The organism is Rouxiella sp. WC2420 (assembly GCF_041200025.1).
GTDB lineage: Bacteria > Pseudomonadota > Gammaproteobacteria > Enterobacterales > Enterobacteriaceae > Rouxiella.
In genome coordinates this window covers 4,954,209-4,975,112 of sequence record NZ_CP165628.1, presented here as the reverse complement: position 1 = coordinate 4,975,112, position 20,904 = coordinate 4,954,209, and the positions used below count along the sequence as shown (strand labels likewise).

At 49.5% G+C, this 20,904-nt stretch carries 14 protein-coding genes, 5 tRNA genes and 3 rRNA genes; 19 read left to right on the top strand and 3 right to left on the bottom strand.

What is annotated here, in order from left to right; all coding sequences use genetic code 11:
• Positions 1 to 12: 12 nt before the first annotated feature.
• The 7 genes from hemG to birA all read left to right on the top strand — a co-directional run bounded on the left by hemG (position 13) and on the right by birA (position 8,496).
• Positions 13 to 546, top strand: coding sequence for a menaquinone-dependent protoporphyrinogen IX dehydrogenase (gene hemG / locus AB3G37_RS22905; RefSeq protein WP_009638812.1), 534 nt, complete (start codon positions 13 to 15; stop codon positions 544 to 546).
• A 445-nt stretch (positions 547 to 991) separates the two neighbouring features.
• A 16S ribosomal RNA gene (locus AB3G37_RS22900) occupies positions 992 to 2,534 on the top strand.
• A gap of 139 nt (positions 2,535 to 2,673) precedes the next feature.
• Positions 2,674 to 2,749: transfer RNA gene (locus AB3G37_RS22895), tRNA-Glu, on the top strand.
• A 257-nt stretch (positions 2,750 to 3,006) separates the two neighbouring features.
• Positions 3,007 to 5,914: ribosomal RNA gene (locus tag AB3G37_RS22890) — 23S ribosomal RNA — on the top strand.
• 123 nt (positions 5,915 to 6,037) lie between these two features.
• Positions 6,038 to 6,153 (top strand): 5S ribosomal RNA (rrf, locus tag AB3G37_RS22885).
• Together the 16S, 23S and 5S rRNA genes with 1 tRNA gene alongside form the textbook arrangement of a ribosomal RNA operon.
• A 349-nt stretch (positions 6,154 to 6,502) precedes the next feature.
• Positions 6,503 to 7,540 carry a UDP-N-acetylmuramate dehydrogenase gene (gene murB / locus AB3G37_RS22880; protein ID WP_369789175.1) on the top strand — a complete coding sequence of 346 codons (1,038 nt, stop codon included), beginning with the start codon at positions 6,503 to 6,505 and terminating at the stop codon, positions 7,538 to 7,540.
• A complete protein-coding gene (gene birA, locus AB3G37_RS22875; RefSeq protein ID WP_369789174.1) occupies positions 7,537 to 8,496 on the top strand; it encodes a bifunctional biotin--[acetyl-CoA-carboxylase] ligase/biotin operon repressor BirA in 960 nt (319 codons plus the stop codon). The genes murB and birA overlap by 4 nt, the downstream gene beginning before the upstream one ends.
• Positions 8,497 to 8,578: 82 nt before the next feature.
• On the opposite strand, the gene coaA is transcribed toward birA, so the two are convergent.
• The 3 genes from coaA to AB3G37_RS22860 form a co-directional block, all read right to left on the bottom strand.
• Complete coding sequence (gene coaA, locus AB3G37_RS22870; RefSeq protein WP_009639408.1) at positions 8,579 to 9,529, bottom strand: type I pantothenate kinase; 951 nt, start codon at positions 9,527 to 9,529, stop codon at positions 8,579 to 8,581.
• 230 nt (positions 9,530 to 9,759) lie between these two features.
• On the bottom strand, positions 9,760 to 10,308 hold the full coding sequence (locus AB3G37_RS22865) for a GNAT family N-acetyltransferase (RefSeq protein ID WP_369789173.1): 549 nt from the start codon (positions 10,306 to 10,308) through the stop codon (positions 9,760 to 9,762).
• Positions 10,309 to 10,473: 165 nt separating this feature from the next.
• Entirely contained in the window at positions 10,474 to 10,755 is a 282-nt protein-coding gene (locus AB3G37_RS22860) for a hypothetical protein (protein WP_369789172.1), read from the bottom strand.
• Positions 10,756 to 10,792: 37 nt separating this feature from the next.
• Here AB3G37_RS22860 and AB3G37_RS22855 point away from each other — a divergent pair.
• From AB3G37_RS22855 to rpoB, 12 genes are all read left to right on the top strand, one after another.
• Positions 10,793 to 10,868 (top strand) — tRNA-Thr (locus AB3G37_RS22855).
• Between the two features lie 21 nt (positions 10,869 to 10,889).
• Positions 10,890 to 10,974, top strand: a tRNA-Tyr gene (locus tag AB3G37_RS22850).
• Between the two features lie 207 nt (positions 10,975 to 11,181).
• Positions 11,182 to 11,256 (top strand) — tRNA-Gly (locus AB3G37_RS22845).
• 13 nt (positions 11,257 to 11,269) lie between these two features.
• A tRNA-Thr gene (locus tag AB3G37_RS22840) sits at positions 11,270 to 11,345 on the top strand.
• A 109-nt stretch (positions 11,346 to 11,454) separates the two neighbouring features.
• Positions 11,455 to 12,639 carry an elongation factor Tu gene (gene tuf / locus AB3G37_RS22835; protein ID WP_369789171.1) on the top strand — a complete coding sequence of 395 codons (1,185 nt, stop codon included), beginning with the start codon at positions 11,455 to 11,457 and terminating at the stop codon, positions 12,637 to 12,639.
• 248 nt (positions 12,640 to 12,887) lie between these two features.
• Positions 12,888 to 13,271 carry a preprotein translocase subunit SecE gene (gene secE / locus AB3G37_RS22830; RefSeq protein WP_009639146.1) on the top strand — a complete coding sequence of 128 codons (384 nt, stop codon included), beginning with the start codon at positions 12,888 to 12,890 and terminating at the stop codon, positions 13,269 to 13,271.
• A gap of 1 nt (position 13,272) precedes the next feature.
• Positions 13,273 to 13,818: a transcription termination/antitermination protein NusG gene (gene nusG, locus AB3G37_RS22825; RefSeq protein WP_009639145.1), complete on the top strand. Its 546-nt coding sequence runs from the start codon at positions 13,273 to 13,275 to the stop codon at positions 13,816 to 13,818.
• Between the two features lie 246 nt (positions 13,819 to 14,064).
• The gene (gene rplK / locus AB3G37_RS22820) at positions 14,065 to 14,493 is read left to right on the top strand and encodes a 50S ribosomal protein L11 (RefSeq protein ID WP_009639144.1); all 429 of its coding nucleotides are present in this window, start codon (positions 14,065 to 14,067) and stop codon (positions 14,491 to 14,493) included.
• 3 nt (positions 14,494 to 14,496) lie between these two features.
• Entirely contained in the window at positions 14,497 to 15,201 is a 705-nt protein-coding gene (gene rplA / locus AB3G37_RS22815) for a 50S ribosomal protein L1 (protein ID WP_009639143.1), read from the top strand.
• A gap of 359 nt (positions 15,202 to 15,560) precedes the next feature.
• Complete coding sequence (rplJ, locus tag AB3G37_RS22810) at positions 15,561 to 16,064, top strand: 50S ribosomal protein L10 (protein ID WP_009639141.1); 504 nt, start codon at positions 15,561 to 15,563, stop codon at positions 16,062 to 16,064.
• Positions 16,065 to 16,134: 70 nt separating this feature from the next.
• Positions 16,135 to 16,500, top strand: coding sequence for a 50S ribosomal protein L7/L12 (gene rplL / locus AB3G37_RS22805; RefSeq protein ID WP_009639140.1), 366 nt, complete (start codon positions 16,135 to 16,137; stop codon positions 16,498 to 16,500).
• Positions 16,501 to 16,832: 332 nt separating this feature from the next.
• Positions 16,833 to 20,861, top strand: coding sequence for a DNA-directed RNA polymerase subunit beta (gene rpoB / locus AB3G37_RS22800; RefSeq protein ID WP_009639139.1), 4,029 nt, complete (start codon positions 16,833 to 16,835; stop codon positions 20,859 to 20,861).
• The last annotated feature ends 43 nt before the right edge of the window (positions 20,862 to 20,904 follow it).

Here is a 20,904-nt window from a genome sequence, read left to right as displayed (position 1 = left end):
AAAGGAGAGCAGATGAAAGCCCTGGTACTTTACTCGAGCCGTGATGGACAAACGCACGCTATCGCTTCTTATATAGGTAATGCAATTAAAGAAGAAGGCGAGTGCGATGTAATGGATTTGCAAGATGCGGGCAATATTGATTTGGCCCGCTACGGTAAGGTGATGATTGGCGCTTCTATTCGCTATGGCCACTTCTCTCCGCTGCTCGACAAGTTTGTTAAGCGGCATGTTAATCTGCTCAATGCGATGCCCTCGGCTTTCTTCTCGGTTAACCTCACTGCGCGTAAGCCTGAAAAGCGAACTCCGCAAACCAATGTCTATACCAGCAAGTTCCTTTTGGCTACGCCCTGGAAGCCAACATTGTGCAATGTGTTCGCCGGAGCACTGCGTTATCCACGATACGGCTGGTTTGATCGTGTGATGATTCAGCTAATTATGCGTATGACCGGCGGTGAAACGGATTCCAGTAAAGAAGTTGAGTACACAGATTGGGAACAGGTGAAGCAGTTTGCTGTAGATTTTGGCAAATTACCGGTCAAAAAATAGCAATAACGGCGCGTTTAACGGCGGTTTGGTGAAAAAAGAAACACTCGGAAAGTTTTTTCGAAAAAGAGGTTGCGGCCTTCTGAGAACTCCCTATAATGCGCCTCCACTGACCGGGAACAACGACTCCTCTAACGAGAACCAAGTCGCCAGGTTGGGAAGAGAAAAAGAAAGATTCGAAAGAAAAACTCTTGACTCTTCAGCGGGAAAGCGTAATATGCACCTCCCGCGCCGCATAAGATTCATTGCGAACAGCGGCACTGCTCTTTAACAATTTATCAGACAATCTGTGTGGGCACTCACAAGACGATATCAGCCACCTCGGTGGCAACAGAATATCAAAGGCAGCAATGCCAAGTCTTAGAGTGACCAAGCAGTAATTCATTTTTGAATTATTACGAAAGTAAACTTTGAGCACCGCTTAACTTGTTTAAGCAAATCGAACTTTTAATTGAAGAGTTTGATCATGGCTCAGATTGAACGCTGGCGGCAGGCCTAACACATGCAAGTCGAGCGGTAGCACGGGAGAGCTTGCTCTCTGGGTGACGAGCGGCGGACGGGTGAGTAATGTCTGGGAAACTGCCTGATGGAGGGGGATAACTACTGGAAACGGTAGCTAATACCGCATGATGTCGCAAGACCAAAGTGGGGGACCTTCGGGCCTCACGCCATCGGATGTGCCCAGATGGGATTAGCTAGTAGGTGGGGTAATGGCTCACCTAGGCGACGATCCCTAGCTGGTCTGAGAGGATGACCAGCCACACTGGAACTGAGACACGGTCCAGACTCCTACGGGAGGCAGCAGTGGGGAATATTGCACAATGGGCGCAAGCCTGATGCAGCCATGCCGCGTGTGTGAAGAAGGCCTTAGGGTTGTAAAGCACTTTCAGCGAGGAGGAAGGCGTTGTTGTTAATAGCAGCAGCGATTGACGTTACTCGCAGAAGAAGCACCGGCTAACTCCGTGCCAGCAGCCGCGGTAATACGGAGGGTGCAAGCGTTAATCGGAATTACTGGGCGTAAAGCGCACGCAGGCGGTTTGTTAAGTCAGATGTGAAATCCCCGAGCTTAACTTGGGAACTGCATTTGAAACTGGCAAGCTAGAGTCTTGTAGAGGGGGGTAGAATTCCAGGTGTAGCGGTGAAATGCGTAGAGATCTGGAGGAATACCGGTGGCGAAGGCGGCCCCCTGGACAAAGACTGACGCTCAGGTGCGAAAGCGTGGGGAGCAAACAGGATTAGATACCCTGGTAGTCCACGCTGTAAACGATGTCGACTTGGAGGTTGTGCCCTTGAGGCGTGGCTTCCGGAGCTAACGCGTTAAGTCGACCGCCTGGGGAGTACGGCCGCAAGGTTAAAACTCAAATGAATTGACGGGGGCCCGCACAAGCGGTGGAGCATGTGGTTTAATTCGATGCAACGCGAAGAACCTTACCTACTCTTGACATCCACGGAATTCGCTAGAGATAGCTTAGTGCCTTCGGGAACCGTGAGACAGGTGCTGCATGGCTGTCGTCAGCTCGTGTTGTGAAATGTTGGGTTAAGTCCCGCAACGAGCGCAACCCTTATCCTTTGTTGCCAGCACGTAATGGTGGGAACTCAAAGGAGACTGCCGGTGATAAACCGGAGGAAGGTGGGGATGACGTCAAGTCATCATGGCCCTTACGAGTAGGGCTACACACGTGCTACAATGGCGTATACAAAGAGAAGCGAACTCGCGAGAGCAAGCGGACCTCATAAAGTACGTCGTAGTCCGGATTGGAGTCTGCAACTCGACTCCATGAAGTCGGAATCGCTAGTAATCGTAGATCAGAATGCTACGGTGAATACGTTCCCGGGCCTTGTACACACCGCCCGTCACACCATGGGAGTGGGTTGCAAAAGAAGTAGGTAGCTTAACCTTCGGGAGGGCGCTTACCACTTTGTGATTCATGACTGGGGTGAAGTCGTAACAAGGTAACCGTAGGGGAACCTGCGGTTGGATCACCTCCTTACCTAAAGATACGCATTGTGCAGTGTCCACACAGATTGTCTGATGAAATTAACGAGCAAGAGCACCTGTTGATGCAGTGGGGGAAACCCTGCGCTGATACGAAAACGTGTCGAGTCAGTGATTCGAGACGGCATTTTCGTGTCCCCATCGTCTAGAGGCCTAGGACACTGCCCTTTCACGGCTGTAACAGGGGTTCGAATCCCCTTGGGGACGCCATCCGATAATGTGTGAAAGACATTATCACTCTGCACCTTCGCGGGTCAGAAACTATCGTAAAGATGACTTTATTGAGTCGTGTTTACGATATTGCTCTTTAACAATCTGGAACAAGCTGAAAAATTGAAATGATACAGCTGAACATAACTCTCCGTAGAAGTTTTGAGTTATGCGCACCTGTATTAGAGTCTCTCAAATAATCACGGCTACGAACGGCGTCACTCTTTATGAGTTTAAAAGACACCTTCGGGTTGTGAGGTTAAGCGACTAAGCGTACACGGTGGATGCCTAGGCAGTCAGAGGCGATGAAGGGCGTGCTAATCTGCGAAAAGCGTCGGTAAGGTGATATGAACCGTTATACCCGACGATACCCGAATGGGGAAACCCAATGTGATACGTCACATTATCGCATGGTGAATACATAGCCATGCGAGGCGAACCGGGGGAACTGAAACATCTAAGTACCCCGAGGAAAAGAAATCAACCGAGATTCCCCCAGTAGCGGCGAGCGAACGGGGAACAGCCCAGAACCTGAATCAGTTTGTGTGTTAGTGGAAGCGTCTGGAAGGTCGCACGGTACAGGGTGATAGTCCCGTACACAAAAATGCACAAATTGTGAGTTCGATGAGTAGGGCGGGACACGTGACATCCTGTCTGAATATGGGGGGACCATCCTCCAAGGCTAAATACTCCTGACTGACCGATAGTGAACCAGTACCGTGAGGGAAAGGCGAAAAGAACCCCGGCGAGGGGAGTGAAATAGAACCTGAAACCGTGTACGTACAAGCAGTGGGAGCCTACTTTGTTGGGTGACTGCGTACCTTTTGTATAATGGGTCAGCGACTTATATTTTGTAGCAAGGTTAACCGTATAGGGGAGCCGTAGGGAAACCGAGTCTTAACTGGGCGTCAAGTTGCAAGGTATAGACCCGAAACCCGGTGATCTAGCCATGGGCAGGTTGAAGGTTGGGTAACACTAACTGGAGGACCGAACCGACTAATGTTGAAAAATTAGCGGATGACTTGTGGCTGGGGGTGAAAGGCCAATCAAACCGGGAGATAGCTGGTTCTCCCCGAAAGCTATTTAGGTAGCGCCTCGTGAACTCATCTTCGGGGGTAGAGCACTGTTTCGACTAGGGGGCCATCCCGGCTTACCAACTCGATGCAAACTCCGAATACCGAAGAATGTTATCACGGGAGACACACGGCGGGTGCTAACGTCCGTCGTGAAGAGGGAAACAACCCAGACCGCCAGCTAAGGTCCCAAAGTCATGGTTAAGTGGGAAACGATGTGGGAAGGCATAGACAGCCAGGATGTTGGCTTAGAAGCAGCCATCATTTAAAGAAAGCGTAATAGCTCACTGGTCGAGTCGGCCTGCGCGGAAGATGTAACGGGGCTAAACCATGCACCGAAGCTGCGGCAGCGACGCTTAGGCGTTGTTGGGTAGGGGAGCGTTCTGTAAGCCGTTGAAGGTGAACTGTGAGGTTTGCTGGAGGTATCAGAAGTGCGAATGCTGACATAAGTAACGATAATGCGGGTGAAAAACCCGCACGCCGGAAGACCAAGGGTTCCTGTCCAACGTTAATCGGGGCAGGGTGAGTCGACCCCTAAGGCGAGGCCGAAAGGCGTAGTCGATGGGAAACAGGTTAATATTCCTGTACTCGGTGTTACTGCGAAGGGGGGACGGAGAGGGCTAGGCTAGCCGGGCGACGGTTGTCCCGGTTTAAGCGTGTAGGGGGTGTGACTTGGTAAATCCGGTTACATATCAACCCTGAGGCGTGATGACGAGCCACTACGGTGGTGAAGTAGTTGATGCCGCACTTCCAGGAAAAGCCTCTAAGCATCAGGTAACATTGAATCGTACCCCAAACCGACACAGGTGGTCAGGTAGAGAATACTCAGGCGCTTGAGAGAACTCGGGTGAAGGAACTAGGCAAAATGGTGCCGTAACTTCGGGAGAAGGCACGCTGTCGCTAGGTGGAGGAACTTGCTTCCCGAGCCGAAGACAGTCGAAGATACCAGCTGGCTGCAACTGTTTAATAAAAACACAGCACTGTGCAAACACGAAAGTGGACGTATACGGTGTGACGCCTGCCCGGTGCCGGAAGGTTAATTGATGGGGTTATCCGCAAGGAGAAGCTCTTGATCGAAGCCCCGGTAAACGGCGGCCGTAACTATAACGGTCCTAAGGTAGCGAAATTCCTTGTCGGGTAAGTTCCGACCTGCACGAATGGCGTAATGATGGCCAGGCTGTCTCCACCCGAGACTCAGTGAAATTGAACTCGCTGTGAAGATGCAGTGTACCCGCGGCAAGACGGAAAGACCCCGTGAACCTTTACTATAGCTTGACACTGAACATTGAGCCTTGATGTGTAGGATAGGTGGGAGGCTTTGAAGCGTGGACGCCAGTCTGCGTGGAGCCAACCTTGAAATACCACCCTTTAATGTTTGATGTTCTAACTCGGCCCCATAATCTGGGGTGAGGACAGTGTCTGGTGGGTAGTTTGACTGGGGCGGTCTCCTCCTAAAGAGTAACGGAGGAGCACGAAGGTTAGCTAATCACGGTCGGACATCGTGAGGTTAGTGCAATGGCATAAGCTAGCTTGACTGCGAGAGTGACGGCTCGAGCAGGTACGAAAGTAGGTCATAGTGATCCGGTGGTTCTGAATGGAAGGGCCATCGCTCAACGGATAAAAGGTACTCCGGGGATAACAGGCTGATACCGCCCAAGAGTTCATATCGACGGCGGTGTTTGGCACCTCGATGTCGGCTCATCACATCCTGGGGCTGAAGTAGGTCCCAAGGGTACGGCTGTTCGCCGTTTAAAGTGGTACGCGAGCTGGGTTTAGAACGTCGTGAGACAGTTCGGTCCCTATCTGCCGTGGGCGTTGGAAGATTGAGAGGGGCTGCTCCTAGTACGAGAGGACCGGAGTGGACGCATCACTGGTGTTCGGGTTGTCATGCCAATGGCATTGCCCGGTAGCTAAATGCGGAAAAGATAAGCGCTGAAAGCATCTAAGCGCGAAACTTGCCTCAAGATGAGTCTTCCCTGGGACTTCGAGTCCCCTGAAGGGACGTTTAAGACTAAGACGTTGATAGGCTGGGTGTGTAAGTGCAGCGATGCATTGAGCTAACCAGTACTAATGACCCGAGAGGCTTAACCTTACAACACCGAAGGTGTTTTAGAGAGACGAGACGAAAGTTTCAATGAAAATCAGCTTGTTCAAAGATTGATTCTGATGGCTGCCCTGAATAATGGGGAAAGCGGTTGGAATGAAACAGAATTTGCCTGGCGGCAGTAGCGCGGTGGTCCCACCTGACCCCATGCCGAACTCAGAAGTGAAACGCCGTAGCGCCGATGGTAGTGTGGGGTCTCCCCATGCGAGAGTAGGGAACTGCCAGGCATCAAATAAACGGAAAAACCTCAGTCGAAAGACTGGGGTTTTTTTGTTTGCCTGCTATGGCGGTTCTCTGCGCAAGCTGGGGTTTTTTGCTGTCGATGATTTAAGAAAAAAAGCGCGAGGGCGGGTCAAGAGCCGGTCAGGAACGCAAAAAAAGAGGGCCCCTGTCTGACGACAGGGGCCCTTTTGCTGTTGCGGAGGGCACAAACTCCGGTCAGCGGCTTCCCGCGGGGTGATAAAAGGCGCTGTAAGCACGAGAGAAGGGGCAAAAAAGCGCTGAAAACAGTCGCGTCAGCCCTTTCAGGATCGGGTAAACTAGAGTTAATCAGGCCCAAAAAGAGTAAAACGCGTTATGTCGACTCACGACACTTCTTTAAAACACCTTAATACTTTCTCAGTTGAGGCGCAGGCAGCGCAAATTATTACCGCAACTTGCAGTGAGCATTTAACTCAAGCCTGGCATCTTGCCCAAAAAAATCATCAACCTTTGCTACTTTTAGGCGAGGGAAGTAATGTGCTGTTCCTGGGGAACTTTGACGGGATCGTGGCAGTAAATCGCCTAAAAGGCATCGAAATCACACAAACTGACAGCGAATGGCTACTACATGTCGGAGCTGGCGAAAACTGGCATCAACTGGTTTGCTTTGCGCTGGATAACAATATTGCCGGATTAGAAAATCTGGCATTGATCCCCGGCTGTGTCGGCTCGGCCCCAATCCAGAACATTGGTGCCTATGGTATCGAACTGCGAAGCCTCTGTGATTACGTTGATTTACTTAATCTGGATAGCGGCGAAGTGTTGCGGTTATCCGCTATCGACTGTCTGTTCGGCTATCGTGAAAGCATTTTCAAGCATGCGTATCGTGAAGGGTATGCCATCATTGCTGTGGGTTTGCGTCTGGCGAAACAGTGGCAACCCAAGCTTACTTACGGTGATTTGATCCGCCTGGATGCTGCGACCGTAACGCCAAGACAAATTTTCGACGCCGTATGCGCCATGCGTCGCAGCAAATTGCCCGATCCGGCTAAAACCGGTAATGCTGGTAGCTTCTACAAGAACCCTATCGTAGATGCAAAACGGGTTAATGCGCTGCTCGCCGAGTATCCCAATATGCCGGTTTACCCGCAGGCCGATGGCAATGTAAAACTCGCCGCTGGATGGCTGGTCGAGAAAGCTGGACTAAAAGGATTCAAAATCGGTGGCGCGGCCGTACATCAGCAGCAGGCATTAGTGCTAATAAATCAAGATAATGCAACCAGTCAGGACGTAGTTTCGCTGGCTCGACACGTTCGAGATCAGGTTGCCGAGAAATTTGCTGTTTGGTTGGAGCCGGAAGTTCGATTTATCGCGGCACAGGGTGAAGTCAATGCCGTTGAGGCGCTGTCATGAAAGATATCACCGTACCGCTGCGAGTAATTTCCATCCTGTCTGACGGTGAATTTCACTCTGGTGAACAGCTGGGCTCTGAACTTGGTATGAGTAGAGCTGCAATCAATAAACATATCCAAACGGTTCGTGACTGGGGCCTGGATATCTTTACCATCCCCGGAAAAGGTTATCGGTTACCGGCAGCTATCCAACTGTTAGATCATGAAAAGATCCTGGACGCATTACCAGAGGGCAATGTCGATGTTCTACCGGTTATTGATTCAACCAATCAATACCTGCAGGACCGCATTAGCCAACTGAGTTCGGGTGACGCCTGCGTTGCCGAGTATCAGCAGGCTGGAAGAGGGCGTCGCGGGCGCCGTTGGTTCTCGCCTTTTGGCTCCAATCTTTATTTGTCTATGTACTGGAAATTAGACCAGGGACCGGCAGCAGCCATGGGGCTGAGTTTGGTTATCGGTATCGTCATGGCGGAAGTCATGCAGCGACTTGGTGCAGAAGATGTCAGAGTTAAGTGGCCCAACGATCTCTATCTCAAGGATCGTAAACTGGCGGGTATTCTGGTCGAACTGACCGGGAAAACGGGTGATGCTGCACATCTGGTCATTGGTGCGGGAATTAACCTGCGCATGCGTGAACCTGCCGCAGATGTGATTAATCAGGGATGGATTAACCTGCAAGAAGCCGGTGTTGATATCAACCGTAATGACCTGATAGCGACCCTGTTGAAAGAACTACGTGAAGCATTACGTAAGTTTGAGCAGGAAGGTCTGGCATCGTTTATTCCACGTTGGCGCAACCTGGATAACTTTATCGACCGGCCGGTTAAATTACTGATTGGGGACAATGAAATACATGGTATTGAGCGTGGGATCGATCAGCAAGGAGCATTATTATTAGAAATAGAGGGTGAAATTAAGACCTTTATCGGCGGAGAAATATCCTTACGCGGAAGGTAACAGCTCTAATTCTATTATTTTCTCAAAATAAAAGGGAGCCTTCGAAGCTCCCTTTGTCTTTATAATCATTAGCTGAGACTAATTATTTCCGCAAGCGGACACTCTCAACCGCATGATTGGCGCTTTTGGTCATAATCAAACTAGCTCGCTCACGAGTTGGTAAGATATTTTCTTTTAGATTCAGTCCGTTAATCTCATTCCATAAACCAGTGGCAATCTGTATGGCTTCCGTTTCTGGCAGCTTGGAATAATGATGGAAATAAGAATCAGGATCGGAAAACGCGCCCTGACGGAATTTCAAGAAACGGTTGATATACCAACTTTGTAATAAATCCTCTGGTGCATCGACATAAATTGAGAAGTCCACAAAGTCCGAAACAAATACGCGATGAGGATCGTGAGGATAGTCCATTCCGCTTTGTAATACGTTTAATCCTTCAAGGATTAAAATATCTGGCTGGTTAATGACCTTATTGCCATCAGGGATGACATCATAGATTAGGTGAGAGTAGACCGGCGCGCTGACGTTTTTGGCACCAGACTTCACTTCAGATACGAACTTGACTAACTGATGGATATCATAGGACTGCGGAAAGCCCTTTTTCTTCATAATCCCACGCTCATTAAGCGTTTTATTGGGATACAGAAAACCATCGGTGGTAACCAGTTCAACGGTGCGGTGCTCAGGCCAGCGACTCAATAAAGCCTGCAAGAGACGCGCGGTGGTGCTTTTGCCCACAGCAACGCTGCCTGCGATGCCAATCACATAAGGGATTTTTTGCCCGTCGGTGCCAAGAAATTGTTCAAGAACAGCCTGACGACGCAGATTCGAACTGATATAGAAATTTAGAAGACGCGAAAGCGGTAGGTAGATTTGTGCAACTTCTTCTAGAGACAGGTCCTCGTTGATACCTTTCAGTTTCATGATTTCCGCTTCTTTGAGCGTTAATGGCACTGAATCACGTAGGGCTGCCCACTGAGTTCTGTCGAACTGTAGGTATGGGGTTGCCAAAGATAAGTCTCTTTTTTTCATAAGTTAAAGTCTGCCTGTTAGCGCAGGTCAGGAAAGGCGCTGCACGCCAACTCCAGACAGTAAACCAGCTGGCTATTATAGACAGCTTGTTTTCGGGCGTAGACATTTTTCTTATTAACTTATCGATTTCTTTGATTGAGTTAAAACATTTTTGAGAAAAGATGAAAGCGAAAATTGGGGTTAAGAGTGCATAACTCATTGTTAAATAATTGTTAATGCACTCCCCGGAATTAATTTATCCGCTGGGACGAGGGAGCACTATCAGGAATCAACTGCTTAAAATATACTCTACCACGATGGCGGGAAGAGTATGATGCTGCCGTTTCAGCCGGAGTTTTACCCGAACATTGGTATCCCTGAGCCTTATAAAACGCTTCTGCAGGTGTTCCAGCCTGAATATCCAAAGACAATAAACCGCGCCGTAGGTTAAAGGCTGTATTTTCAAGTTCGCGCATAAGCTGCTTGGCGACGCCCTGACGTCTTGCAGAGGTATCTACAATCAGAGTTGATATTGTGCCGCACTGCGTTGACGCATCGCCGGATGCCAACTCTAACTGTACTGTTCCTACCAGCCCCTGCTCATTGCGGGCTATCCACAATAATCGTTGATGTTTCGAAATGGCCTCGCGCAAATCATGGAAAAACGTTGCTGAGGCTGCGGGATAATCATCATGGGATAACAGACTCTGCAATCCAACTGCATGGGTATCGTTCAACAGATGGGCCAGCTCCTCGTGATAGATAGGCAGCGTGGCGGCATTGAGTAAGACAATTTTCATATTCTCTTCTCCAAAGAAGGACGTGGGAGTATGTGATGCCTGCTCTTTTCTTTTATGAACACACTAACTCTCTCTCTTGCAAGTGCCTTGAGAAGTTCCCAGGGGATTAATATTCAGTTCATATAAAGGGTAAGCAATAAGCGCGCCAACAAGAAAACCCTTTAATTACAGGATATCGAATTGAGGAGAAGAGGGCATGAGAGCCGAAAGTGTGCGTTTGATCACTTTTATGGTGCAGGAATAAAAGAGGGTATTACTTTTTTCATCAAAAATAGGGTCTTTTTGCGGGTGTTTGAGTTTCTCCGCAATTTTACTTTCCCGCCATCGGCGAATAAATCCTCTCAACTGGCTGCTCTTTAAGCGATAAATAGGTGAAAATGGGCCAGAAAGCACTGTTTTGCATAAAACATGACCGAATGAACAATTATCGCAATTTTTTTGTTGCATGGTCCGCCAAGTCCCCATAGAATGCGCAGCACTTGATGCCGGCTTAGCTCAGTTGGTAGAGCAACTGACTTGTAATCAGTAGGTCACCAGTTCGATTCCGGTAGCCGGCACCATCAAGTACTTTAACACAATTAGGTGGGGTTCCCGAGCGGCCAAAGGGAGCAGACTGTAAATCTGCCGTCATCGACTTCGAAGGTTCGAATCCTTCCCCCACCACCATCTTCCTCTGCGAGGTAGAAACGGCATTAGCCGAATCGACCAGCCAGCAGAGTGAAAGATGAAAGTTTACAACCTTGAGTCTCCAGGCTTTCAGTTAGTTAAATGAAACAGCACGGGTCTTGAGGTGAAGGTGCGGAATTAAGTGTTTCATCGCCTTGTCCCCACCTTGATGTTCTTCAGAAAAATCAGGTAGCCGGGTTCTAGGATGCGGGCATCGTATAATGGCTATTACCTCAGCCTTCCAAGCTGATGATGTGGGTTCGATTCCCACTGCCCGCTCCAACTAACTAGATGTGCTGATATAGCTCAGTTGGTAGAGCGCACCCTTGGTAAGGGTGAGGTCGGCAGTTCGAATCTGCCTATCAGCACCACTTCTAAACTCTTCCCCCCTGATTTTCTTCTGATACTTAATTCAAACAAGCAATTGCTTGGTTGATGTGGTGATACCACCGATCTAACCGTGTCTCAGAGGGACAATCGATGTCTAAAGAAAAGTTTGAACGTTCTAAACCGCACGTCAACGTTGGTACTATCGGCCACGTTGACCACGGTAAAACTACCCTGACTGCTGCTATCACCACCGTTCTGGCTAAAACCTACGGCGGTTCTGCTCGTGCATTCGACCAGATCGATAACGCACCAGAAGAAAAAGCACGTGGTATCACCATCAACACTTCTCACGTTGAATACGATACCCCTGCACGTCACTACGCGCACGTTGACTGCCCAGGGCACGCCGACTACGTTAAAAACATGATCACCGGTGCTGCTCAGATGGACGGCGCTATCCTGGTTGTTGCTGCGACTGATGGCCCTATGCCACAGACTCGTGAGCACATCCTGCTGGGTCGTCAGGTTGGCGTTCCTTTCATCATCGTATTCATGAACAAATGTGACATGGTTGATGATGAAGAGCTGCTGGAACTGGTAGAAATGGAAGTTCGTGAACTTCTTTCTGCTTATGACTTCCCTGGTGATGACCTGCCAGTTATTCGTGGTTCAGCGCTGAAAGCACTGGAAGGCGAAGCTGAGTGGGAAGCTAAAATCATTGAGCTGGCTGGCTACCTGGATTCTTACATCCCAGAACCAGAGCGCGCAATTGACAAGCCATTCCTGCTGCCAATCGAAGACGTATTCTCCATCTCCGGCCGTGGTACAGTTGTTACCGGTCGTGTAGAGCGCGGTATCGTTAAAGTTGGCGAAGAAGTTGAAATCGTGGGTATCAAGGACACTGTCAAGTCAACTTGTACTGGCGTTGAAATGTTCCGTAAACTGCTTGACGAAGGTCGTGCAGGCGAGAACGTTGGTGTTCTGCTGCGTGGTATCAAACGTGAAGACATCGAACGTGGTCAGGTTCTGGCTAAACCAGGTTCAATCAAACCACACACCAAATTTGACTCGGAAGTGTATATCCTGAGCAAAGATGAAGGCGGCCGTCATACTCCGTTCTTCAAAGGCTACCGTCCACAATTCTACTTCCGTACAACTGACGTGACCGGTACTATCGAACTGCCAGAAGGCGTTGAGATGGTAATGCCTGGTGACAACGTGAACATGGTTGTTACCCTGATCCACCCAATCGCGATGGATGACGGTCTGCGTTTCGCAATCCGTGAAGGCGGCCGTACCGTTGGTGCTGGTGTTGTTGCTAAAGTTATCGCTTAATCGCTGATAGTTTTTTGTCACTTTACGTTGACGCAACACACACTAAAAGGGCATCATTCGATGCCCTTTTTTCTACGCTATAGCGCCAGAACCTATCTCATCAGCGATTTATCAGTCATAATCATTGGTGAGATAGGCTCTAGAGATAGCGTAAACACCGAGCGTACGTTCTAGCCTACATTCGGTTTGGTTTGCCTCGCAATGCGAGGCAAAGTTGTTTGTTCTGATTCATTGTGACGGGTTGGTTTATGAGTGCGAATACCGAGGCTCAAGGGAGCGGGCGCGGCCTGGAAGCGGTTAAGTGGATTGTCGTTGCCGTTTTACTGGTCGTAGCTATTGTCGGTAACTATTATTACCGTGCATACAGCCTGCCGTTACGTGCGTTGGCAGTTGTCGTGGTTATTGCTATTGCTGGTGCAGTAGCGCTGTTGACCCTGAAAGGCAAAGCAACTGTCGCGTTTGCGCGCGAAGCACGTACTGAAGTACGTAAAGTTATTTGGCCTACACGCCAGGAAACATTGCATACCACACTGATCGTGGCTGCTGTAACTGCAGTAATGTCACTGATTCTTTGGGGCCTGGATGGTATACTGGTCCGTCTGGTATCCTTCATCACCGGCTTGAGGTTCTAAAATGTCTGAAGCACCTAAAAAACGTTGGTACGTCGTTCAGGCGTTTTCTGGCTTTGAAGGCCGCGTAGCTCAATCGCTGCGTGAGCATATCAAATTGCACGACATGGAAGAGTTGTTCGGTGAAGTGATGGTTCCTACCGAAGAAGTCGTTGAAATCCGTGGTGGGCAGCGTCGCAAAAGTGAGCGCAAATTCTTCCCGGGCTACGTGCTGGTTCAGATGGTCATGAACGATGCCAGCTGGCACCTTGTTCGCAGCGTTCCACGCGTCATGGGCTTTATCGGCGGCACTTCAGATCGTCCAGCACCAATTAGTGATAAAGAAGTTGATGCAATCATGAATCGCCTGCAGCAAGTGGGTGATAAGCCACGTCCGAAAACTCTTTTCGAGCCGGGCGAACTGGTTCGCGTCAACGACGGTCCCTTTGCAGACTTCAACGGCGTTGTCGAAGAAGTGGATTACGAAAAAAGCCGCCTGAAAGTTTCTGTTTCCATCTTTGGCCGTGCTACACCGGTCGAGCTGGACTTCGGACAGGTCGAGAAGGGCTAATCTCCTTCCATTCCGTGCCTGCGAGCATCGGATAAAAAATAACCTGTTTCAGGTGTTGTATGAGGCGCGAAATTAAACTATAATTTCGCGCCTTTTGTTTTTATGCTCAGGCAAAATGCTGAACGCTGGTCCTTGAGATAGGCGACGGCGCAACCGCCGGGCTTAAAAACTTATAGTTAAGTTAGTATCGAAAAACCACGGGGAGCCTCTTCAAACAGGCGCTAATACCCAACTGAGGAAATTAACATGGCCAAGAAAGTACAAGCCTACGTCAAGCTGCAAGTTGCAGCCGGCGCTGCTAACCCAAGTCCACCGGTAGGTCCGGCACTGGGTCAGCAAGGTGTTAACATCATGGAATTCTGTAAGGCGTTCAATGCTAAGACTGAAAGCATTGAGAAAGGTCTGCCGATCCCTGTTGTTATTACCGTTTACTCTGACCGTTCTTTCACCTTCGTTACCAAGACTCCTCCAGCAGCTGTACTGCTGAAGAAAGCCGCTGGTATCAAGTCTGGTTCCGGTAAGCCGAACAAAGACAAAGTAGGTAAAGTAACGAGTGCTCAGGTTCGTGAAATCGCAGAAACCAAAGCTGCGGACATGACTGGTTCTGACGTGGAAGCAATGGTTCGCTCCATCGAAGGTACTGCTCGTTCCATGGGCCTGGTAGTAGAGGGATAAGAAATGGCTAAGCTGACCAAGCGCATGCGCGTGATCCGTGACAAAGTTGATGCTACTAAACAGTATGACATCGCTGAAGCTGTTGCCCTGCTCAAAGAGCTGGCTACCGCTAAATTCGTAGAAAGCGTAGACGTTGCTGTTAACCTCGGCATCGATGCACGTAAATCTGACCAAAACGTTCGTGGCGCTACCGTTCTGCCTAACGGCACCGGTCGTTCTGTTCGCGTTGCCGTATTTGCCCAGGGCGCAAACGCTGAAGCTGCTAAAGCTGCAGGCGCTGAGCTGGTAGGTATGGAAGATCTGGCTGACCAGATCAAAAAAGGCGAAATGAACTTCGACGTTGTTATCGCATCTCCAGATGCAATGCGCGTTGTAGGTCAATTGGGCCAGGTTCTGGGTCCACGTGGCCTGATGCCTAACCCGAAAGTTGGTACTGTAACTCCTAACGTTGCTGAAGCGGTTAAGAACGCTAAAGCAGGTCAGGTTCGTTATCGTAACGACAAAAACGGCATCATTCACACCACCATCGGTAAAGTTGACTTCGACGCTGATAAGCTGAAAGAAAACTTGGAAGCACTGCTGGTTGCGTTGAAGAAAGCCAAGCCTTCACAGGCTAAAGGCGTGTTCATCAAGAAAGTAAGCCTGTCCACTACCATGGGCGCTGGCGTTGCTGTTGATCAGAGCGGCCTTTCAGCAACTGTTGCCTAACTTTTAAAAGTTAGATTAAGCACAGTTTGCTTTTATCGCTTTACGTGGGCGATAGATTTGTCTAAAATCTATCCCCCGTTCGTTTTTTATAAAAGCGATAGTGTTTCGGTCGAACGAAACCAAGAATTTTTCGGTTGGAGCCTGGCCTATCCAGGCCTCCGTCCAAGACCGCAGGAGTCTCGCAAGGGACTTAATATTTCCTGCGTAGACGGTGACAGAGCCTGAATAAAAATTTTTCTTTTTAAGAATAGTTTTACTGGATTCTCTGCTCACCGTGTTTGAACGCTTATTTCCGATCCCGGTTATAAGTGATGTGAGTTCCGGGGATTTTCCCCGGCTAAATCCAGGAGCTAAAGCTAATGGCATTAAATCTTCAAGACAAACAAGCGATTGTTGCTGAAGTCAACGAAGTAGCCAAAGGCGCGCTGTCTGCGGTTGTTGCGGATTCTCGCGGCGTGACTGTAGATAAAATGACTGAACTGCGTAAAGCAGGTCGTGAAGCTGGCGTTTACATGCGTGTTGTTCGTAACACCTTGATGCGTCGCGTCGTTGAAGGTACTCCTTTCGAGTGCCTGAAAGACACGTTTGTTGGTCCAACCTTGATCGCGTTTTCTCATGAACACCCAGGCGCTGCTGCCCGTCTGTTCAAAGATTTCGCTAAAGCGAACGCTAAGTTCGAGGTTAAAGCTGCGGCCTTTGAAGGTGAGTTCATCCCTGCTGATCAAATCGATCGCTTGGCAACTCTGCCTACTTACGATGAAGCAATCGCACGCCTGATGGCAACCATGAAAGAAGCCTCTGCAGGCAAATTGGTTCGCACTCTGGCTGCACTGCGCGATCAGAAAGAAGCTACTGCTGCTTAATCAGCAACTTCATTTCTTTTCTCGTTACGCTTACGTATAAACTATTTCTGTTTTCTAGGAACAAATCGACATGTCTATCACTAAAGACCAAATCATTGAAGGCGTTGCAGCTCTGTCTGTAATGGAAATCGTAGAACTGATCGCTGCGATGGAAGAAAAATTCGGCGTTTCTGCTGCTGCTGCTGTTGCTGGCCCTGCTGCCGCTGCTGAAGCTGTAGAAGAAAAAACCGAGTTTGACGTTGTACTGAAAGGTATCGGCGCAAACAAAGTTGCAGTAATCAAAGCTGTTCGTAGCGCAACTGGCCTGGGCTTGAAAGAAGCTAAAGACCTGGTTGAGTCTGCACCAGCAGCTCTGAAAGAAGGCATCAGCAAAGACGACGCTGAGACCTTGAAAAAAGCTCTGGAAGAAGCTGGCGCTGAAGTTGAAGTTAAATAAGCCACTGCTTTCTGAGTGCGGTCTGTTTTAACTAACAGACTGATGGCTGGTGACTTTTTAGTCACCAGCCTTTTTGCGCTATAGAGTATCAGTGGTGTTTCACACTGTTTGACCACTGAACTACTCCAATATTTATTTCTATCTACCTACTTAATATATTGCCGCCGCTTGCTCTGGCTCATCCAGAGATAATGCGCAACGAAATGATTTAAGAGCGATAAAAACGAGTATTGCGGAAAGTATTCCCTTTCCGATCGACAGAAATGGTGTTGCATGAACTGTCCATCCGGGCAGACAAGATTGGGTCACTGATCAGCGAGCTGAGGAACCCTATGGTTTACTCCTATACCGAAAAGAAACGCATCCGTAAGGATTTTGGGAAACGTCCACAAGTTTTGGATATTCCTTATCTCCTTTCTATCCAGCTTGACTCGTTCCAGAAGTTTATCGAGCAAGACTCGGAAGGCCAGTACGGTCTGGAAGCAGCATTCCGTTCCGTATTTCCTATCAAAAGCTACAGCGGAAACTCTGAGCTGCAATACGTTAGCTACCGTCTTGGTGAGCCGGTGTTCGACGTTAAAGAATGCCAGATCCGCGGTGTAACGTATTCCGCGCCACTGCGCGTGAAACTGCGTCTGGTAATCTACGAACGCGAAGCACCAGAAGGTACGGTCAAAGACATCAAGGAACAAGAAGTCTATATGGGCGAAATTCCGCTCATGACCGAAAACGGTACCTTTGTGATTAACGGCACTGAGAGGGTTATCGTATCTCAGCTTCACCGTAGTCCTGGCGTATTCTTTGACAGCGATAAGGGTAAAACCCACTCTTCGGGTAAAGTGCTGTATAACGCACGTATCATCCCTTACCGTGGTTCATGGCTGGATTTCGAGTTCGACCCGAAAGACAACCTGTTTGTACGTATTGACCGTCGCCGCAAATTGCCAGCGACCATCATTCTGCGTGCACTGAATTACACCACAGAACAGATCCTTGATATGTTCTTTGACAAGGTGATCTACCAGATCCGCGACAATAAGTTGCAGATGGAGCTGGTACCTGAGCGCCTGCGCGGTGAAACAGCTTCCTTTGATATCGAAGCTGACGGCAAAGTCTATGTTGAAAAAGGCCGCCGCATCACTGCACGTCATATTCGTCAGCTTGAAAAAGATGACATTCAGCGCATCGAAGTTCCTGTTGAGTACATCGCAGGGAAAGTCGTTTCCAAAGACTACATCGATACCAATACCGGTGAGCTGATTGTTCCTGCGAACATGGAATTGTCTCTGGATCTGCTGGCGAAACTGAGCCAGGCCGGACACAAAACCATCGAAACGCTGTTTACCAACGACCTCGATCATGGTGCTTACATGTCCGAGACCGTGCGCGTCGACCCAACCAGCGATCGCTTAAGCGCTCTGGTTGAGATCTACCGCATGATGCGTCCTGGTGAGCCGCCAACGCGCGAAGCTGCTGAAAGCCTGTTCGAGAACCTGTTCTTCTCTGAAGATCGTTACGACCTTTCTGCTGTTGGTCGTATGAAGTTCAACCGTTCTCTGCTGCGTGATGAAATCGAAGGTTCAGGTATCCTGAGCAAAGACGACATCATCCAGGTCATGAAAAAACTGATCGGCATTCGTAACGGCGTGGGTGAAGTGGACGATATCGACCACTTGGGCAACCGTCGTATTCGTTCTGTCGGCGAAATGGCTGAAAACCAGTTCCGCGTAGGTCTGGTCCGTGTTGAGCGTGCAGTTAAAGAGCGTCTGTCTCTTGGCGACCTCGACACCCTGATGCCACAGGACATGATCAACGCCAAGCCAATTTCGGCGGCGGTGAAAGAGTTCTTCGGCTCAAGCCAGCTTTCACAATTTATGGACCAGAACAACCCGTTGTCTGAAATCACGCACAAGCGTCGTATTTCTGCATTGGGCCCGGGCGGTTTGACCCGTGAACGTGCTGGCTTTGAAGTTCGAGACGTACACCCGACTCACTACGGTCGCGTATGTCCAATCGAAACGCCGGAAGGTCCAAACATCGGTCTGATCAACTCCTTGTCTGTTTATGCACAGACCAATGAGTATGGTTTCCTGGAAACGCCTTACCGCCGCGTGCGTGATGGTGTTGTGACTGATGAAATCAACTATCTGTCTGCAATTGAAGAAGGCAACTTTGTCATCGCTCAGGCGAACACCAACCTGGACGAAGAAGGCCACTTTGTTGAAGACCTGGTCACTTGTCGTAGCAAAGGCGAATCAAGCCTGTTCAGCCGCGATCAAGTTGACTATATGGACGTATCTACCCAGCAGATCGTATCCGTTGGTGCTTCTCTGATTCCATTCCTGGAACACGATGACGCCAACCGTGCATTGATGGGTGCGAACATGCAACGTCAGGCTGTACCTACTCTGCGTGCTGACAAGCCGCTGGTTGGTACCGGTATGGAACGTGCTGTAGCGGTTGACTCCGGTGTTACTGCCGTAGCTAAACGTGGCGGTACTGTTCAGTACGTGGATGCATCCCGTATCGTTATCCGTGTTAACGAAGACGAGATGTACCCGGGCGAAGCAGGTATCGACATTTACAACCTGACCAAATACACCCGTTCCAACCAGAACACCTGTATCAACCAGATGCCGTGTGTGAATCTGGGTGAGCCAATCGAGCGCGGCGACGTGCTGGCAGATGGCCCATCAACAGACCTGGGTGAACTGGCACTGGGCCAAAACATGCGCGTCGCGTTCATGCCTTGGAACGGTTACAACTTCGAAGACTCCATCTTGGTGTCCGAGCGTGTTGTTCAGGAAGACAGATTTACCACCATCCACATTCAAGAACTGGCATGTGTGTCTCGTGACACCAAGCTGGGGCCGGAAGAGATCACTGCCGACATCCCTAACGTGGGTGAAGCGGCACTGTCCAAGCTGGATGAATCAGGTATCGTTTATATCGGTGCAGAAGTGACCGGTGGTGACATTCTGGTTGGTAAGGTTACGCCTAAAGGTGAAACTCAGCTGACTCCAGAAGAGAAACTGCTGCGCGCTATCTTCGGTGAGAAAGCGTCTGATGTTAAAGACTCTTCTCTGCGTGTACCAAACGGCGTTTCCGGTACGATTATCGACGTGCAAGTCTTCACCCGCGATGGCGTGGAAAAAGACAAGCGTGCGTTGGAAATCGAAGATATGCAGCTGAAACAGGCTAAGAAAGACCTGACTGAAGAGCTGCAGATCCTGGAAGCCGGTTTGTTCCAACGTATCCATTCAGCACTGGTTGCTGGCGGCATTGAAGCTGAGAAGCTTGCAAAACTGCCACGCGATCGCTGGTTGGAACTGTCGTTGACCGACGAAAACAAACAAAACCAGTTGGAACAGCTGGCCGAACAGTACGACGAACTGAAGTCAGAGTTTGAGAAAAAACTCGAAGCCAAGCGTCGTAAAATCACCCAGGGCGATGATCTGGCACCAGGCGTGCTGAAAATCGTTAAAGTGTATCTGGCCGTTAAACGTCAGATTCAACCGGGTGACAAGATGGCTGGTCGTCACGGTAACAAAGGTGTTATCTCCAAGATCAACCCGATCGAAGATATGCCTTACGATGCAGACGGTACTCCTGTCGACATCGTACTGAACCCACTGGGCGTACCATCACGTATGAACATCGGTCAGATCCTGGAAACTCACCTGGGTATGGCTGCGAAGGGCATTGGTGAAAAAATCAATGCGATGCTGAAGAAACAGGAAGAAGTTTCCAAGCTGCGCGAGTTCATCCAACGTGCGTACGATCTGGGCGACGACGTTCGTCAGAAAGTTGATCTGAACACCTTCACCGACGACGAAGTATTGCGTCTGGCAGAGAACCTGAAAAAAGGTATGCCAATCGCGACACCAGTCTTCGACGGTGCGAAAGAGACTGAAATCAAGCAATTGCTTGAAATGGGCGGAATTCCGACCTCAGGTCAGATCACACTGTTTGATGGCCGTACCGGCGAGCAATTCGAGCGCCAGGTTACTGTCGGCTACATGTACATGCTGAAACTGAACCACCTTGTTGATGACAAGATGCATGCGCGTTCTACCGGTTCTTATAGCCTCGTTACTCAGCAGCCGCTGGGTGGTAAGGCGCAGTTCGGTGGTCAGCGCTTCGGTGAGATGGAAGTATGGGCACTTGAAGCATATGGTGCCGCTTATACCCTGCAGGAAATGCTGACTGTTAAGTCCGATGACGTTAACGGCCGTACCAAGATGTATAAAAACATCGTGGATGGCGATCATCGTATGGAACCAGGCATGCCGGAATCCTTCAACGTATTGTTGAAAGAAATCCGTTCACTGGGTATCAACATCGAGCTGGAAGACGAGTAAGTTTTCACCCAATACTCCGGGCTGCAGGAAGGCGGTTAACGCG

Coding starts and splice junctions, on each gene's coding strand:
- tuf (WP_369789171.1), top strand. CDS start 11,455: ATGTCTAAAGAAAAGTTTGAACGTTCTAAACCGCACGTCAACGTTGGT.
- rpoB (WP_009639139.1), top strand. CDS start 16,833: ATGGTTTACTCCTATACCGAAAAGAAACGCATCCGTAAGGATTTTGGG.
- hemG (WP_009638812.1), top strand. CDS start 13: ATGAAAGCCCTGGTACTTTACTCGAGCCGTGATGGACAAACGCACGCT.
- rplA (WP_009639143.1), top strand. CDS start 14,497: ATGGCTAAGCTGACCAAGCGCATGCGCGTGATCCGTGACAAAGTTGAT.
- coaA (WP_009639408.1), bottom strand. CDS start 9,529: ATGAAAAAAAGAGACTTATCTTTGGCAACCCCATACCTACAGTTCGAC.
- murB (WP_369789175.1), top strand. CDS start 6,503: ATGTCGACTCACGACACTTCTTTAAAACACCTTAATACTTTCTCAGTT.
- AB3G37_RS22865 (WP_369789173.1), bottom strand. CDS start 10,308: ATGAAAATTGTCTTACTCAATGCCGCCACGCTGCCTATCTATCACGAG.
- rplK (WP_009639144.1), top strand. CDS start 14,065: ATGGCCAAGAAAGTACAAGCCTACGTCAAGCTGCAAGTTGCAGCCGGC.
- rplL (WP_009639140.1), top strand. CDS start 16,135: ATGTCTATCACTAAAGACCAAATCATTGAAGGCGTTGCAGCTCTGTCT.
- nusG (WP_009639145.1), top strand. CDS start 13,273: ATGTCTGAAGCACCTAAAAAACGTTGGTACGTCGTTCAGGCGTTTTCT.
- AB3G37_RS22860 (WP_369789172.1), bottom strand. CDS start 10,755: ATGCAACAAAAAAATTGCGATAATTGTTCATTCGGTCATGTTTTATGC.
- rplJ (WP_009639141.1), top strand. CDS start 15,561: ATGGCATTAAATCTTCAAGACAAACAAGCGATTGTTGCTGAAGTCAAC.
- birA (WP_369789174.1), top strand. CDS start 7,537: ATGAAAGATATCACCGTACCGCTGCGAGTAATTTCCATCCTGTCTGAC.
- secE (WP_009639146.1), top strand. CDS start 12,888: ATGAGTGCGAATACCGAGGCTCAAGGGAGCGGGCGCGGCCTGGAAGCG.